The following is a 17,846-nucleotide window of genomic DNA, read 5'->3' as shown; positions in this document are numbered from 1 at the left end:
GCTGTTATTTATTATCTTGTTCTATTTGTTTAACATTATTTGTATCTTCGTTACTTTTATGTTTCTTCCTGTTAAATACATAATGCAAAGCATAATAGATAACTGGTGTAAAGAAGATGGATAGTAAGGTGGATGAAAGCATCCCTCCAAATACTGTAGAACCCAGACCATGTCTTGCATTGGCGCCAGCTCCGGTTGCAATTACTAATGGATATACACCGAGAATAAAGGCAAAGGAAGTCATTAAGATAGGTCTAAAACGAAGTACTGAAGCATGAATAATGGCCTCTTTTAGCGACATTCCTTTAGATAGATTCTCTCTTGCAAACTCAACAATAAGAATGGCGTTTTTTGAAGATAGTGCCACCAATAGAACAACACCAATTTGCATGTAAACGCTATTCATTTGCCCTTTATAAGCTACAAATAATACAGCTCCAAATAAGGCTATTGGTACGGCAAGAATTACTGCAAAAGGATCTAACCAAGATTCATATTGTGCTGCCAGAACAAGGTATACTAACAAAATTGCCATTACAAAGATGAATACCACATTCGATCCGGCTTTGATTTCCTGGTAAGCCATATTGGTCCATTCGGCATCCATGGTGATGTCTAATTCTTCTTTTACCCATTTGTTCATTTCCTCAATACCATCACCAGAACTATGTATCGGGCTTACTTGAGCAATCAAATTACTGGCATTAAACATATTGTATCTCGTAACTACTTGGGGAGCAAATGAGTAATGGGTTTGAACGATATTATCAAGTGATACCAAATCTCCTTTTTTGTTTTTCACTTTAATCTTATAGATATCGTCTACTACCTTACGGTATTCCATTTCACCTTGAACATTCACTTGGTATGTTCTACCCCATTTAGAGAAATCATTGACATAAGAAACACCTGTAATTGAGTTTAATGAAGCGTAAATTTCATTGAGAGGAATCTGATACATCATGGCCTTTTCGGCATCGATAAAGATTTTTACATTGGGGATATTGGCTCTGAATGTAGAGTTAATTCCTTTGAAGGTATCGCTTTCCTGTGCCTTTTGTGCAAACTTGGCTCCGACAGACTGCAGCTTACCAAACTGATCTCCTTTTTTATCCTGAAGTACTAATTGAATACCTCCAGATGCTCCCAAACCATTAATTGCAGGAGGAATAAAAGAAAATATTACTGCATCATCTATCGCATAGGCATGTTCGTTGATGTCATTTAGAATGGTTAAAAGGTCTCTTCCGTTTTCTAATCTTTCATCCCAATCTTTTAATCTTACAAAGACAGTGATCTGATTGGATGCTGTGGCCCCATCAATTACTGAGTAACCAATAATTGATACCCAGTTATCAACGCCTTCAACATGTGTAAAAACACTATCAAGTTTTGTTGAAACTTCTGATGTTCTATTCAAAGAAGAAGCATCAGGAAGCTGAGCGGATACCAACATATACCCTTGGTCTTCATTAGGTATAAATGTAGCTGGCAAAATACCGTAACCACCCACTGAAAGTACTGTGATCGCTACATAAATAATTAAGAACATCACAAACTTACGAATCGCGAAAACTACTCCTTTTTCATATTTATGGACCAAGTAATCATATCCCTTATTGAAATATCTCATTACGATAAAATTACTTGGCTCTTCTTTTCTAAGAATTAATGCACAAAGAGCAGGTGTTAAAGTAAGTGCGTTTAAGGCACTAAAGAAGGTTGAAAAGGCAATTGTTAAAGCAAATTGTTCATACAATGCCCCTGTTATGCCAGACATCATTGCTGCAGGAATAAATACCGACATCAACACCAATGTTGTTGCAATGATAGGACCTGTTACCTCTTTCATAGCCTCGATCGCTGCATCTTTAGAGGACATCCCCTGCTCCAAGTACCTTGAGGTGTTTTCTACTACCACAATGGCATCATCTACTACAATACCAATGGCTAACACAATACCGAATAACGTTAATAGATTGATGGAGAATCCGAAGGCTAACATGGCTGCAAAAGCACCAATCAATGCCACAGGAATCGTTACAGAAGGTATAATTGTCGCTCTCCAACTTTGTAAGAACATGTACATGACAACAAATACCAGAATCACTGCAATCACCAATGTTTCTACTACTTCATGGATTGAAGCTCTAACGAAAGTGGTTGTATCTAGGTTAATTTTATAATGTAATCCTTCTGGGAATTTTTCTTCTAGACTATTTAGTTTTTCAATAAGTGCATCGGCCACATCTAATGCATTGGCATCAGGCAACTGATAAACACCGATACCACCTGCAGGCATACCTGTACTTTTAAATGACATGGTATACTGTTGTGCTCCTAATTCAACTCGGGCAACGTCTTTTAAGAAGACACTTCCTCCATCTGAATTGGTATGTACGATGATATTTTCAAAATCTTCTACCGTTTTTAAACGGCCTGGGTATAAGTTTATAGCAAAAGTGTTGATTTGTTTGGACACTTCTGGAGATTGTCCAACATGTCCTGCAGCTGTTTCTACATTTTGGTTCTTCACTGCATTCATTACATCTGTAGCAGATAAATGATGATCTTCTAGTGCTTTAGGGTTAAGCCAGATACGGATACTATAATCTCCAACACCGAAGATGGATACATCACCCACACCTTCAATTCTTCGCAGCTCATCAGCAATATATGCATCTGCGTAATTCACTAGGAAAGTGGAATCCATTCCTGATCCCTCGTCAGCATATAAGCTGGCAAGAATTACCATATTGGTTGATTTTTTCTCTGTTGTCACCCCCAATTGTTGTACAATAGATGGTAACATAGGAAGGGCTTGTGATACCTTATTCTCCACAAGTACAGTGGCGATATTTACATCTGTACCCACCTCGAAAGTAATGGTTAAACTATAAGTACCATCATTATTACTTGTAGATGACATGTAGATCATGCCCTCTACGCCATTAATAGCTTCTTCTAGAGGAGCACCCACTGTTTGGGCGATGGTTGTTGCATCAGCTCCTGGATATAACCCTTTTACAACTACTGTTGGAGGGGTAATTTGAGGATACTGTGCAATCGGCAGCTCTACAATCGACAGACCACCGATAATCAATATTGCAATCGCTAATACAGCGGCAAATATTGGTCGACGAATAAAAAACCGAGAAAGCATCTTTGAATAGGATTGATAGTGTGAATGTGTAGGTTGAAATAAGAGTGTAGTCTTTTTCAACTACACTCTCTCTTATGAGTTATTATTTTGAAGCAGTTACAGGATTTACTTTAATCCCATCTCTTGCTCTCTGAATACCTGATACAATGAGATCGTCCGATTCTTTAACACCAGATTTCACAATAATCTGATCACCAATTTCCTCACCTAATTTTACTCTATGCTGACGTACCGTATCACTTTCTACAGTATATACATATGGTCCCACTTGGTCTCTTTCAATGGCCACTTGAGGAATCAACATTGCATTTTCATGTTCTCTTTTGATCAATTTGATACGAACATAAGTACCATCAATCAAAACAGCGTCTTTATTTTCTACTTGAGCTTTTAAAGTAATCGAACCCGATTTCAAATCAACATTAGGATCATGATAAATAACCTTACCTTCTGCTAATAACGTTTCATTATCATCTGCAAGTACATCAACTGACATACCATCTAACGATTCATGTAATTTTTGTAATTCATAATATTTTGTCGCAGGCACTGTAAAGAAAATGTTCATCTTTGAGCTGTTCACGATATACGCTAACTCTGTAGAAGACTCTGCTTTTACTACGTTTCCGTTATCTACATAGTAGTTGGAAATTGTACCTGAGATAGGAGCTTTGATTTTAGTATAACTATAAGTGTTCTTCTGTGCTTCCAAATCAGCAATAGCATTTAGTAAACCAGCTTCCGCCTCATCTACATTTGCTTTCGATTGTAAGTATTTTAACTCAGAAACAGCACTTGTATTGACTAATTTTGCATACGATTGGTAAGTTACTTTTTTCATTTCAAGGTCTGCCTTTGCTCTTTCCACTTTGGCTTTCGCTTGGTTTAACTGAGATAAGTAAGGTTCTTTTTCCAACGTAAACAATACCTGTCCTTTACGAACTTTTTCACCGGGTTCGAAATAACGATGCTCTAATGTTCCTGTTACCCTCGGAACGATCGTTACTTTACCTAAAGCTTCAGTATACCCAGTATACGTATCATAAAGTTCAATTTCTTCTTTGTGTGGATGACTTACTTTTACCGTAGGAACCTTGGGTGCCTGGTATAAGTCGGGCTTCTTGTAACATGAAGTGAAAACAGCGCCCATCAATATAAGTGAGAGAATTTTTTTCATTATTGAGAATAAATTTTTTCAGTATTTGTAGTGTATATATTCTGTAACGATGTAACTATCACGATGTTACTAATATTGATTTCTAAAGTCACATCATGATAGTTTCCGATCATATTCTTATAGATTTCCTCCTAGAGATTGGTACAACTTGACGATTTGGATCAGTAAATCTCCTTTAATCTCAACATCCTGATTCTGTACCATTAGGAGGTTTTGTTGAGAATTCAAGACAGGTGTATAATCAATTAGACCTTCTTGGTATTGGTTCAATGAGATGTCTAACGCCTCTGAAGTAGCAGAAACAGATTGTTCCATCCAATTCGCAGATTCTTTTAACTGTTTGATATTCATTAGGCTATTTTCTACCTCTTTGAATGCCGTTAATACTGTATTTTGATATTTGATTTGAGCATTCTGCCATTCTATTTTAGAAATCTGCTTCTCTCTTTTCTGATAGAAACCTGAGAATACATTCCATGTCAATTTCGGCCCAATAAAATAACTCAGCGATTCAGAAGTAAACCACTCATCCGGTTCTTTGGAAATAAAACCTACCTTACCTTGAATGGCAATAACAGGTAATTGTTGAGCGGTAGCCATATCTACAGTAGCTGAAAGTTTCATCATGTTTTTCTCAGCAGAACGAACATCTGGACGCTGACGAATCACTTGAGCGGGTAAAAGTGTTTGCAACTCCTGAGGGATATCTGGAAGTGGTGCATACTGACTTAATGCTGACTTTAACCCCTGTGGTAGTTCACCCATCAACACTTGAATCATATTGATTTGAGAAACGACTCTTGCTTCTAAGGTTTTTATCGTTGACTGTGTTTGGAATAAAATTCCTTCAGACTGTAAAACGGCAAGTTTTGACTTTGTACCTGATTGGTATTGATCTCTAGCTAAATCTAAAGCTCTCTGTTGAGAAAAGACGTTTTGTTCAGCTACTCGAATTTGGTTCTGATAAATTCTAAGGTTTAAGTAAGCGGTAGACACCTCTGATAAAATACTCACCATTACGGCATTTTTATCTTCTTGAGCTTGTTCGTAGGAATACTTTGCTGCCTTAGCCCCTTTTCGAATTCTTCCGAAAACATCAATTTCCCAATTCATAGAAACTCCTGCATTGTAATACCAATCGCCTTGGTCTTCTACATCATCTGGAGTTAAACCATCCAATCTGTTGTTGTTACTATATGTTGTCGATACATCTACGCCAATACTAGGAAAATATCCTGCTTGACTTTGTTGATGCATAATTCTTCCTTTTTCAATTCGGTTGACTGCTTGAGCCACATTAAGGTTGTTTTCAGCAGTCTTTTGAATGAGCTCATTAAGTATAGGATCGTTAAATGTCTTGTACCATCCTGTTATTTCCTCTACTGTTTGAATACTATCTATTGGTGAAGACCATTCTTCTGGAATAGAATCTAAAGTAGATTGAGCGAATATTTGAGATGACATTAAAATGCCAATGATCAGAAGTAAATAATTTTTCATGATGCGCGTTGAATAGATTTTGATTTCACAAACGCACTTTTAGAAACATCGTTTCATATTTTCATGAAAAGCCCTCTTCCAAAGTCAGATCTTGATATTAATAAATCGGATGCTGATAGAATCAATTCTTAAAAGGTGTTAGAAGACTCTCTATAAATAATGATATTCTACAGTTATTTTTAAATAATTTTAAGAAAATACCTCCATTTGGTTAACAATTTTTCCCATTTGATGACCATTCTTCCCTCCAATGTCAAGCACTGTAAAAACACACATCTAGATATCAATAACGGCGTTAGACTAACTATCATTCTTAATTACAAAACATATTTCAATCATGAAAAATTTATCTACTACTATCGCTACGTTAGTTATCGCTTCTACAATGTTTGCTTGTTCACATGATAATGAACCTACTCCGATAGTTCCAAAAAATACTCATCAAGTCATTAATCATAACAAGAATCAAAACAATACTAATTCTGAAAAAGATAGTACTAAGAATTTTGTTACAACACACCATGTAGCAAGTACAACGGAAGCCAAAGATACTGATCAAAAAAATACTAATGTTGCACAACAACCTACCAAAGAAACCAATGATTATCCGGTTCCTGAACAACAAAAAGTAGTTGCTCCGCAAAAAGCTGCAACTCCTGATCAAGTTTATGGTAATAAAGTACCTTCATTAGATCATAGTAAAAACAGTGATTATGCTCAATTGGCGACAAATAATCAAAAATATACGGCTAGTGTTAGTGCTTTAAAAGGTAGACAACAAGCTCAGGAACAACAGTTAGTGGATAACTACGGAAAAAAAGCAGTCACTAACAACCAAAAAGCTATCAACCAATGGTTAGGTCATACAAAACATGATACTCATCAAGAAACGTTGGATGCCAAACTAAGAATTTACGAACAAGTGAATGCCTATGAAAATAACGGTGAAAAAGTAATTGATATCCTTGCTATGACAGACGATAATCAAGTAAGATATTTTAAAAGACAGTTTGAACATGGTGATAGAACAGACTATGATGCCACTTTAGTTAATGTAGATTATAAAGGGACTATCACAATCGAGAGCGATGGTGAAGAATTTACATTCCATACTTCAGAAAGAATACAATAAACCTTTAACACTTAGCTTAATTTAAAACCAGCATGAATTGTTCAATCAGCTTAATGATGTACTGCTTGATGATTCGTTACCATAAATTCCTTCCTTTTAATAAGGACTACTACTAACAAACAGCTACCTGCCCCTCTTCATGATATGGAGAGGGGCTTTTATGTTGATACTAAAATCTCTTGTACAGAAGTTTAAATTGTAAATAGCCGAATTTTATATATTTACAATCGAAATATATAATCTGATGTACTGAATACTAGCGTTTTAATGAAAAGGATCGTATATCCATCACTTTTTAATTATCCCAAAAGAAATATGCAATTAGTTACTAAATACATACCGTTATTTTTCTTTATTTCAACTTTCTTTATTGTGTCTCCTTCACAGGCACAAAAGCTAAAAGGGAAAAACATTGAAGCTGCTTTACATGAAGCTTATAATAAATATAAAGATGTAGAGGAAGGCAAAAATGCCGACTACATAAAAGAATTAGCCAATGTACCGTCAGATCTCTTCGGAATTGTGATCGTTACTGTAGAAGGTAAAGTGTATTCTATCGGAGATGTAACCGATGAAGTTTCCATCCAAAGTGTATCTAAAGCGTTTATTATGGCAAAAGTGATTGATGAAATCGGAGCGGATAGCATAGCTCATGCCGTTGGCGTTGAACCTACTGGTGAGGTTTTTAATTCCATCACAGCCATAGAGCGTTCAAAAGGAAAAAAAATTAACCCATTGGTAAACCCTGGTGCTATTGCTACTACTTCCTTAATGGCAGGTAGAGACTCTGTTCAAAAATGGTATAACATCAGAAATACATTAAACTCCTTTGCAGGAAGAGACCTTGATATCGATTGGAACGTTTACAATAGCGAGGCGAATGATAATAAGAGAAACCAGGCCATCTCTATGTTATTACTTTCTTATGGAAGAATGTATTTTGATCCTCTACAATCTACAGATATCTACACGAAACAATGTGCCGTAAGTGTTAATGCAAAAGATTTAGCAGTAATGGGATCTACCTTAGCAAATGGAGGTACTAACCCTTTATCTCATGAAGTAGTGATTTTACCCGATGCTACTCAACATGCACTTTCTGTGATGGCAACGTCAGGTTTATATGATGATGCAGGTAAATGGTTATTCTATACAGGTATCCCTGCCAAAAGTGGTGTAGGTGGAGGTATTGTTGCTGTCGTTCCAGGAAAATTCGGAATTGCTGCCATCGCTCCTCCATTAGACGAAGCGGGTAATAGTGTGAAAGCAAAACTTGCTATCCATTATATTATCGAGAAGCTAGGTGTTAATCCTTATTTAGTTGAGCCTAAATAAAAAAGGAAATAATATATATGTAAAAACAAAGGAGTCAGGGATATTTGATTAATCCCTGACTCCTTTTTTATTAGAGTACTTCTAAACTCATTTCTTGCTTCAATAGGTATTTCTCTACGACTTCCGCTACTCCGTCATCATTGTTTGAGGCAACAATAACATCTGCTTTATGACGTAATTCTTCTGTTACATTGTCAACCCAAACACCTAAACCAGCATATTCTACCATAGAAAGGTCGTTTCCAGCATTACCCACGGCAATGATTTCTTCTCTCTTGATTCCTGTAATTTCTGCTAATTTAGATAGCGTTGCTGCCTTATCAATTCCTGTTTGTGTAACTTCCAAGAAGAACGGCTTGGAGAAAGAAACACTAAGTTCTGGGAATTTACTTTCTAATATTGGTTTCACCTCCTGTAATTTTGAAGGTTCTTCCAACATAATACATTTGATCGGTTCAAAGTCTACTGCACCTTTGAAGTCCGTCACTTGGTCGAAACTCATTTTAGTAATATCCAATTCTACTTGAATATATTTTGAGTGCGACTCACTGATAATACTATCTGCAGAATAAGTAATGATATCTACATTATTCTCATTGGCAAAATCATACAATGTATGGATATTATTTACTGATAAACTTTGTGAGAACACAACACTTTCATCAGCCATATCAATCAATGTCCCTCCATTGTAGGAAATGATATAAGAGCCAAATCTGTCTAATTCTAATTCTCTAGCAAACGATAACATAGCTGGAGTAGGTCTACCTGAAGCCAATACGACTTTAATGCCTTCCTCCTGTGCTTTCATGAGCATTTCTTTATTTCTCTCAGATATTATATGATCGTCGTTTAAGAGAGTATCGTCCATATCTAGGACCAACATTTTATAACCTAAGTACATATTTAGTTTGTTAATTCACAACCGCTTTTATAAAAACATGCATTATTACGATTATTTTCTCAGAACTACTATTAACAGATTCAAAAATTCGTTATTAATCTTATATAGAGGCTCTTTTGAATAGAAAAAGGTATTGCTACAAGCAAAAATTGATAAGATCCTTGTATAGAATCAGCTAATAATAACATAAATGCTGATAGGGAATACCGTTAAAAAAGGATAAGAATATCTTTTATATCACACACAATCATTCCCTTAAAACATTATGGAAAATAACTTACCTTCTCAATTAGTCCAATCATTAAACGGTGTATTTGGAAAGCATAAAGCTAGGGCTGTACATGCAAAAGGCATTATATTAACAGGATCTTTTCAACCGAGTTCATCAGCTCAAAACATTACAAAGGCGATACACTTACAAGAAGAACCTAGTCCGATAACGATACGTTTTTCTAACTTTGCAGGTGTACCAACAATTCCAGATAACGATGAAATGTCTAACCCCAAAGGTTTAGGTATAAAATTTCATCTAGCCAACGAAGAAAGTACAGATATTGTTTGTCATTCTTTTAATGGTTTTCCCTCACCAACAGCCTTAGATTTTAGAAACTTATTAATGGCTTTGGGTCAAGGTGGAGATACCTTAAACGATTATCTAGAACAGCACTCCACTGCGAAGGCATTTCTTACAGCACACAAACCAATGCCAAAGAGTTTCGCAACATTACCTTACTATGGGGTTAATGCATTTAAGTTTATCAATAAAGATGGAGTTGTTCGATTTGGTAGATATCAGGTTCTACCTGAGGTAGAAGAATATTATCCGGAGGATCAAGTAAAAGCTTTAGCTAATAATTTCCTAATGAATGAAATTAGTGATAGGGTCGCAAACAAAACAATCAACTTGAGACTCGTTTTGCAATTGGCTAATGATAATGATGTGATTGATAACCCTACAGTGGTTTGGAGTGATCACAATGAAATTGTAGAGTTAGGTCTCTTAAAAATTAATGAAGTAAATACCGAAGAAGCCACAGATAAAAACTTGATGTTCTTACCTGGCAACCTTGTAGAAGGTATTGAAGCAGCGGATCCAATGGTCAAAATCAGAGATAAAACTTATCCTATTTCAAAAGAAAATAGACAATAGGACATATAGATTTTAAGAGTTAGTGATTAGACATTTATATCTAACCACTAACTCTTTTTTATTATTTATTGCGGTGCACTAACCCCAATAATATCAAACATTTGTCTTTTCAGTTCCGCTTTAACCTTAGCATAAGATTTCTTTGCCTCTACATTTTTCCATTCGTATGGATCTTTACGGTGGTCATATAGTTCTTCTTGCCCGTCTTTGTAGCGAATGTATCTGAAATCTTTCGTCCTGTACGAATAAGTCTGCTGTAAAATAAATTCTTGGCCAAGATCTTTTAGCACTTTGATATGCCATAAAGCTTGAGGGTTCGTAGATACTGCTAGTCCTTCGATAGGTTCTGAAATACCTACCCCCATTACTGTAAGAGCACCTTCAGGTCCTTCCCAAGTTGCATTTTTATCTGTCATAAAAGGAGCAAAAGAATATCCGCCAAGTGCTGCTGCATTATCATTTAATTTAGTACTTCCTTCTAATTGACACATATCTTGTAATGTAGGATAAATATCAATTAATGAAACCGGCTGATCTACCTCACTACCTGTTTTTTGTGATTTAGGATAACGAACAATCATTGGGATTCTTGCCGATTCTTCCCAAGGTGAATTTTTATATAAGTAGTCCTTCTCTCCAAAGTTCCAACCATGATCGGCAGTAAAAACTACTATCGTATTTTCTGCAAATTTTGATTGATCTAAGGCATCCATCACTTTACCTACTTGATCATCCATAAAGGCTATACAAGCTAAGTAGGCCTGAATCACTTTTCTTAAACCTTCTTCGTCATCTTCATAAGAATCACACAAGGCCTTATAATATTTCAATCCCATTTGAGACATCGGGTAGTTGTCTTTAAAGAAGCTATCGTCAGCATCTCCCTTTTTGATGACCGGTAATTTCAAGTCTTCTAAAGGGAACATATCAAAATACTTATCAGGAGCATACAAAGGGGTATGAGGCTTTACAAAACCAATACCCATAAAGAAAGGTTCATTTGATCCACTCTTCTCTAATTCCTTTATTTTTTCTACTGCCCAATTCGCATGCTGCTCATCCGGAAAAAGATCTCTGTCTTCATCATTGACATATCTGAACTCTTTCTTCGGGTAACCCCAACCCGGATTTAATGTTGTTTTCGTACTATCAAATTGTGGTACATCTGATAATCTCGCAAAAGAACCATCTACGATATTTATACTTCTAAATGGCTCTGGTACTGATGGGTGAGGTATGATTTTTTCTCCATTAAAAGCATGTGGTCCATAATTAATACGTTCAGGTACCCCCCATTCATCCCATAGTTTTTTATCATTTTTATGTAGTAATTTTCCTGAACCATATAACGCATATCCATTTTCTCTAAATAATTCGAAAAGCGTTTTATTGTTCTTTACTACATATTGTTGCTTACGGGGTGTCCAACCAAAGTCTCTAGAATCATGAGGGTAGACACCTGTAAATAGGCTATTTCTTGCAGGCTGACAAACAGGCACATTGGTTTGTGCATTATTGAAGGTAACACCAGAATCTGCCAACTTATCAATATTTGGTGTCTTCGCTTGTGGATGCCCTCCGAATTTACCTTCAAAGTCGTTTAGATCATCCACAATAATGAACAATACGTTGGGTTTGTCTTGCGTATTTTGAGCACTGCAATAACTATTTATGGCCAGTACTGAAAGAAGAGTAACGAATAACTTCTTCATAATTATATTTTCTACTTTGTGATTTTTCTTTATTGAATTCTACATCTCTTTTGAAGACGAAACTTGGTATTTACCTTCTTCCAAAAGAACATAGTTTTCTTTATTACCTTGTTTTTTGCCATTGATTTCCACTTGGGAACCCAATGATTTTTGATCCAGCTTAATCGTTGTACCTTTTGGCACTTCCACCTCTAAAGTGGTTACGCCTCCTTTCACTTTCCAATTAATTTTCAGCATCCCTTGTGGAGTAGGAATTGTAGCAGAGATATCTTCTATTGAGGCCTTCGTTTTTGCCAATACCAATTCCGCCATTCCGGGTTTTGTTGGTTGGATACCCACTAGATATTCTGCGAATAAAGCTGTTGCAAAAGCACTTTCTGTTTGAGCATCAGACCTCGTTCTACCAATCATACCTTTTTTGCCAAATCTTCCTGAAGCATCTCTCCACCATTCTTCCCATAGAGTCCCGTTCATTTCAGGGGCCAACATTTCATCAAATCTTCTTCTGAATAGCTCAAAAGATTCATCGATAAAACCATAATTCGCCAATCCTTTATGTAAAAAATAAGACATTGCCGGAGTCACCATAAACATGCCGTTGTCTCTTTTTACATAATTCAACTTATCCTTTTTAAGTAGTTGTGGAATCAGCTTTTCCGCCTGTTGATCTGTTGCAATTCCAAAAGTCAGTACCATTGCTTGTGCATGCTCACTAAACTGATTGGATTGTTGTCCATCAATTAAAGCATCGGCAAATAATCCTTTCTGTTCGTTCCAAAATTTGTCTTGGATGACCTGTTTTGCCTTATTGGCCTGTTGAATATATTTTTCACCACCTTCTTGACCCATCCATGATAGAATTTCTGCAAAATCCTGAAGTGCACCAATATAATGGCCGTTTAAGTTTAGATTCGCACCTCTTCTATCATTTTTAGCATGATCTAACCAATAGGCGTATGCAGGGTTGTCAATCAAACCATCAGAATTGGTATACGTTTCCAACAGGTTCATTAATTTTTGAGCTGCTGGCATCAACATTTCTACTGTTTCCTGATCTCCTGAATAAAGTAAGTAATTATGTAAACTTCTGACCCACAAAATATCGGAGTCTAAGATCACCATAAAATCATTATTCAGTAATGGCCCATAAGCAGGAAATAGTCCATTGGATTCTGCTTCTTGAGCTACTTGAACAAGTTTTGCTGCTTGTAATGCATAGTCTCCGAATGTCCAATAGTTACCCATTGCACCATAATACCCTGTCTGAGCATACTGTCTACGTTCTCGATAATTGTCAGTATATCCGTCGGTAGTACACACATCTATTGTTTCTTCTGTAGCTTCAGTATATGCTTTCACCCAATCTGCAGTTGTTGAACTGATATCTCCATCTGTAGCAAAAGGATATTTAATTTGGTGCAGGGAGAAATCATATATTTTTACAGGATTTTTTTGAGGATGAATAACCATCGCCAAATATCGAGTAGGTTTAAAATATTGGGCCTCCCATTGCTCTCTCTTTCCGGATAATATTACCTCATCTACTAAACGAGAATCAACTACTTTGCAAGTAAACTGATCATCAACCATATAAGGAATACCTACCACTTCTACCTTTGTGCCTGCCTCTCCTTCGATATCGAATTTTGGCATACCGTTAAGCAAAGTTCCAAAATCGAAAACCAATAAATAAGGTTGATCAGATACTTCTAATACCAAAGGACCTTTACCCTTTAGATAGTTTTTAGTTTTGATATTTGAAAGCACAGAACGTTTCAGCTTCACTTTTCTATCCCATTTTTCTTCAGAGGTAAAATAGCTATCAACATATTCGGCATCAATAAGTGATGTTGCTTTTACATCTTGCTCAATAAGATAGGGTATATGTCTTTGTTCTAAGTTGGTCCATGGGGTTGTGATTGCTCTTGGTTTTGCATTCTTTTGTGCAGAGGGCCAACCAGAATTCCTTTGTAATCCCACTGCAGAAGACCATTTCGAATCATCAAAATCTAGTTGATTCCAGGCTTCTTCTTTATTTCTCAAATCTACCTGATCTGTAACCACCAATTGAAAACGGTTGATTCTTGGAGCCTCATTATTCCAAGTTTTATCTACTGCAACTTTCCATGTATTATCCGTTGAAATCAATTGATCACCGATAGACAGTTCTGCTAGAAACCCACCTCTACCTTTCAAGTGGTATGCATTTTCTCCTTGTTGGTAGTGTGCTTCCACCGCTATTACATTTTTACCGGTTTGTAAAGCTGATTTAATATCTAACACATCATATGATTGATGATGAGGAGCTGACCTTGCTGGACCTCTATTGATGTACTCACCATTAATATAGAGCTTATACAAAGAGGACGCTGTTATTTTTAATATAGCATCAGCAGGTATTTCTGAAAGTTGGAAAGACTTTCTAAACAAAACTTTGTGTTGCTTTGTTTCTTCTTTTCCATCATCAGTGTTCCAAATCCAATAGGCCTGCCAATCTTGTTTTTGAGGGGCATAAGATTCTTCCCAATGACCGGTAATACCATTATCTAAGTCCGATGTTTGTGCCCAACTAAAAAAAGGCAATGCACATAACAAGGCTACTGATATTTTCTTTGCTCCTATCATTTTGTTAGTTAATTAATCTCTGTTTTCTATTGAATTGATTTTTGAAGTCACATTTCATTACCATATAAGCACTCTTATCAATTTCATAAAGACGACATTGAGTTATCTTTATTTCAATCATTTCATTTCAAAAAATAAGTAATTGCTTATTACAAAAGTAATACAATCTTGATCTTATCCTACCGAATACACTGTTGGTTATCGGTACAATGTAAGGTCTTTTAGTATTTACAAAAATCACTATATAGTTGCTGTTTTTACTATATAATTTAAAAATAAAGCTATTTGGATAAATATTGATATATCCCCAATTGGTTCTTTATTTTTCAGTCAAAATAGGGTTAGTATTGGCAATAAAAATACTTATTGATGGTCTCGCCTATAAAAGATCCCATTACTATAAGTCCTAAATTGCTTTCCATACTATTTCATAAATAGAAGAATTGAATGACCTACTCAATAAAAGTATCTTGCTGCTTCCCTACTTCATTCAGTTTGTATTCTTGAAGTTGTTTTTTTGCTTCTTGTAATTCAACACGGAGTTTTTTCATTTCCTCGCTTTCATTTACAAGTAGAGGTGCTGGGATATATTCTTGTTCTTTTTGAGGTAGTTCAGTGTAGTGTAATTGATGCTGTGGACCAACGGTATTGAATTCAATTTCTGCAAAACTAGGTGCATTAATTCCGTCTTTTAGTACCTCTGCTCTTACCTTCACTTTACCTGGGTTGGTAGAAGATTTTACTAGAGCAACTGCTTCTCCCCAAAGTAATTTTTGAGGGTTGATTTCATTGTTTACTCCTCCGATCAATTCTCCTTCGCCCTCAACAGTGAAGCGGACATATTCATCACTTAGTCTTTTAATGGCACCACCTGCATCTACTAAATAGGCTACTACAGTTGTAATATCGCTACCGTCTGCCTGTGGGGTAATGCCCATATCGTCTACTTTTAAGAGGAGACGTCTTTTTCTTCCGGCCGGCCAACGGCTGTGTTCAGTTACTACTTCTCCATCAATTATACCTTCAGCTTTCATCACAGCACTTTCTACCCATTTCTGATCAATCTTTCCATAGCCTTTTTTGTTTTTATTTCTTGCATCAATTTTCTTGAAGACATCTGTGAAAACAACTGGAACTCTGGGTACTGGACTGTTGGGGGCTGTTGATTTTTTGATACCAATTTCTTCTCCATACATGGTCAGTTTCACTTCATCGCAATTGGTAAAAACTACTACATCTTTCGGTGAAAATGGTGTCATCAGGTGTGCGATGTAAACAAATGGTTCTGCATCTACATGAGGAACATCTTCTAATCCGCTTGTTGGTAAAAGTGATTTGAATAGATAATATGAGAACTTTGGTTGACGGTATGCATCCATAATTCCACCCCAAAATGGATCGGGGTGATACCCTCTTTGATGATCAAATGAATGCCATAATGTGGCTCCGAATAGTGATTCACTTGCTCCGTAAATCATCGTCATAGACGGCCATTCTTGTAGTTCTCCATCTTCCATCCATTCTTCTTTAAAATAATGCATGGCCTGTTTTACCTGAGGTGCTTCACCCCATTGCTTAGCTACTCGACTGACAGAGTTATGGTCAACCCAATTGTCTACAAAATCGCCCCATTCTCTTTTAAAAATGGATTTCTGTTTGTGTGCTTCCACTTGGTCATTGGCATACAAAACATCGAAGTATTTCTGTGCTTTCGAACGGTGTGTTCGAGCATCAGTAACCGTATATTTACCTGGATATGGGTATTCTTCTTTTGTAAACTGAGTGGCTTTTATAGCATACTCTTCTGGAAAATGTGTTTCATTAGGAACGACTTCCCACAATAAAATAGAGGGTCTATTTCTTTCTAAACGCACCATATTACGAACGTCTTTCAACATACGCTCTTGGAAAATTGGTTCCTTTTTATTCCAATATTGCCAACCTGGAATGGCTGCAACCAAGAACATTCCAAGCTCATCACAAGCATCCATAAAGGCTGGGTCTTGAATATAGTGAGCTGAACGGATGACATTCATTCCCACCTGACGCAATTTCAAAGCATCTCTATAATGCAGAGTATTGGGTAAAGCATGGCCAATATGGGCAAAATCTTGATGTCTGTTTGCTCCCAATAATTTAGGATATTTCTTGCCATTTAAGAAAAGTCCTTCAGATCCTTTCAATTCGATAGTACGAATACCTACTCTATTTCTGAAGGTGTCCAATACATTACCTTTTTTGTCTTTTATTGTCACATAAAGGTGATGCAAATGTGGATGATTAGGCGACCATAACTTAGGATTTTTCACCGTAAAACTCATTTTTAACTGCTCTGAATCATCCGATGAAATGTTAACCTTTTCTTTCAGTTTTGCGACTTCATTTCCTGCTTTATCTTTTAATGAAAGATGTACTTGAAGGTCTTTTGCTATCCCTTCATTGGCAATATCTACATCAACAAAAACCTTTACAGATTCTTCTGTTAGGTCATCAAAATGAACGAATACACCACCTCCAGCTACTTTATCTACAGCAAGCGGATGTGTCACATAAACTTCATTATGAGTAATAAGCCATACGTCTCTATAAATACCTCCAAAGTAAGTAAAATCTAATGTTTCTTGAGGTTTCCCAGGAGGATAGCTATGATCGTTACTATTGTCTGGTCGAACTGCAATGACATTTTCTTCGCCAAATTTTAGATAATCAGAAAGGTCTACATGAATGGGATAATAACTACCAAAATTTTCACGTACCAACTGACCATTGATCCAGATTTTTGATTTCCCCATGATACCCTCAAAGTGTATCATCACTTTTTTGCCTTTCAGTTGCTCATCCGGTGTAAAATGTTTTCTGTACCAAGATGGGCCTTGATAATTTACACCACCACTAGCATTAAGAGGTAACAATTCCATCCCATCTGGCAAGTTGACTACCTTCCAATTACTATCGTCAAAATCTTTCGCTTCGGCTCCTTCTACATCTTGTTTTACAAAACGCCAACCTACATTAAAGTTGATGGCCTCTCTAACTTTTGGGTCTGTTTGATAGAACCCTGCCGTTGAAAATTCTTGTCCATAAGCTGATAACTGAAGACCAAAAAGTAGGAGTAGTATCTTTAATAAGTGCTTTCTGAAATCCATAA

Annotated in this window: 10 protein-coding genes; 3 read left to right on the top strand and 7 right to left on the bottom strand. The window is 36.3% G+C overall.

The window, feature by feature from the left end:
* Positions 1-4: 4 nt before the first annotated feature.
* The 3 genes from QL232_RS03420 to QL232_RS03410 form a co-directional block, all read right to left on the bottom strand.
* Positions 5-3,163 (bottom strand): multidrug efflux RND transporter permease subunit, encoded by a 3,159-nt coding sequence (locus tag QL232_RS03420; RefSeq protein ID WP_281613091.1) that lies wholly within the window; start codon positions 3,161-3,163, stop codon positions 5-7.
* Positions 3,164-3,245: 82 nt separating this feature from the next.
* Positions 3,246-4,340: an efflux RND transporter periplasmic adaptor subunit gene (locus tag QL232_RS03415; RefSeq protein ID WP_281613090.1), complete on the bottom strand. Its 1,095-nt coding sequence runs from the start codon at positions 4,338-4,340 to the stop codon at positions 3,246-3,248.
* Between the two features lie 117 nt (positions 4,341-4,457).
* A complete protein-coding gene (locus QL232_RS03410) occupies positions 4,458-5,840 on the bottom strand; it encodes a TolC family protein (RefSeq protein WP_281613089.1) in 1,383 nt (460 codons plus the stop codon).
* A gap of 337 nt (positions 5,841-6,177) precedes the next feature.
* On the opposite strand from QL232_RS03410, the gene QL232_RS03405 reads away from it, so the two are divergent.
* Complete coding sequence (locus tag QL232_RS03405; protein WP_281613088.1) at positions 6,178-6,972, top strand: hypothetical protein; 795 nt, start codon at positions 6,178-6,180, stop codon at positions 6,970-6,972.
* A 267-nt stretch (positions 6,973-7,239) separates the two neighbouring features.
* Positions 7,240-8,307 (top strand): glutaminase A, encoded by a 1,068-nt coding sequence (gene glsA, locus QL232_RS03400; RefSeq protein ID WP_281613087.1) that lies wholly within the window; start codon positions 7,240-7,242, stop codon positions 8,305-8,307.
* A 70-nt stretch (positions 8,308-8,377) separates the two neighbouring features.
* Here glsA and QL232_RS03395 read toward each other — a convergent pair whose 3' ends face one another.
* Entirely contained in the window at positions 8,378-9,211 is an 834-nt protein-coding gene (locus QL232_RS03395; protein WP_281613086.1) for a Cof-type HAD-IIB family hydrolase, read from the bottom strand.
* Positions 9,212-9,476: 265 nt separating this feature from the next.
* Between QL232_RS03395 and QL232_RS03390 the strand changes: the two genes are divergently transcribed.
* The gene (locus QL232_RS03390) at positions 9,477-10,361 is read left to right on the top strand and encodes a catalase family peroxidase (RefSeq protein WP_281613085.1); all 885 of its coding nucleotides are present in this window, start codon (positions 9,477-9,479) and stop codon (positions 10,359-10,361) included.
* Positions 10,362-10,426: 65 nt separating this feature from the next.
* On the opposite strand, the gene QL232_RS03385 is transcribed toward QL232_RS03390, so the two are convergent.
* From QL232_RS03385 to QL232_RS03375, 3 genes are all read right to left on the bottom strand, one after another.
* A complete protein-coding gene (locus QL232_RS03385) occupies positions 10,427-12,073 on the bottom strand; it encodes a sulfatase (protein ID WP_281613084.1) in 1,647 nt (548 codons plus the stop codon).
* Between the two features lie 39 nt (positions 12,074-12,112).
* A complete protein-coding gene (locus QL232_RS03380; RefSeq protein ID WP_281613083.1) occupies positions 12,113-14,698 on the bottom strand; it encodes a family 78 glycoside hydrolase catalytic domain in 2,586 nt (861 codons plus the stop codon).
* A 452-nt stretch (positions 14,699-15,150) separates the two neighbouring features.
* Positions 15,151-17,844, bottom strand: a complete 2,694-nt coding sequence (locus tag QL232_RS03375; protein WP_281613082.1) for a sugar-binding domain-containing protein — start codon at positions 17,842-17,844, stop codon at positions 15,151-15,153.
* Positions 17,845-17,846 lie beyond the last annotated feature (2 nt).

This window comes from Flammeovirga sp. SubArs3, from assembly GCF_947387565.1.
Classification (GTDB): Bacteria; Bacteroidota; Bacteroidia; order Cytophagales; family Flammeovirgaceae; genus Flammeovirga; species Flammeovirga agarivorans.
Note: the sequence above shows the minus strand (reverse complement) of the source record. Positions and strands in the feature narration are given on the sequence as shown.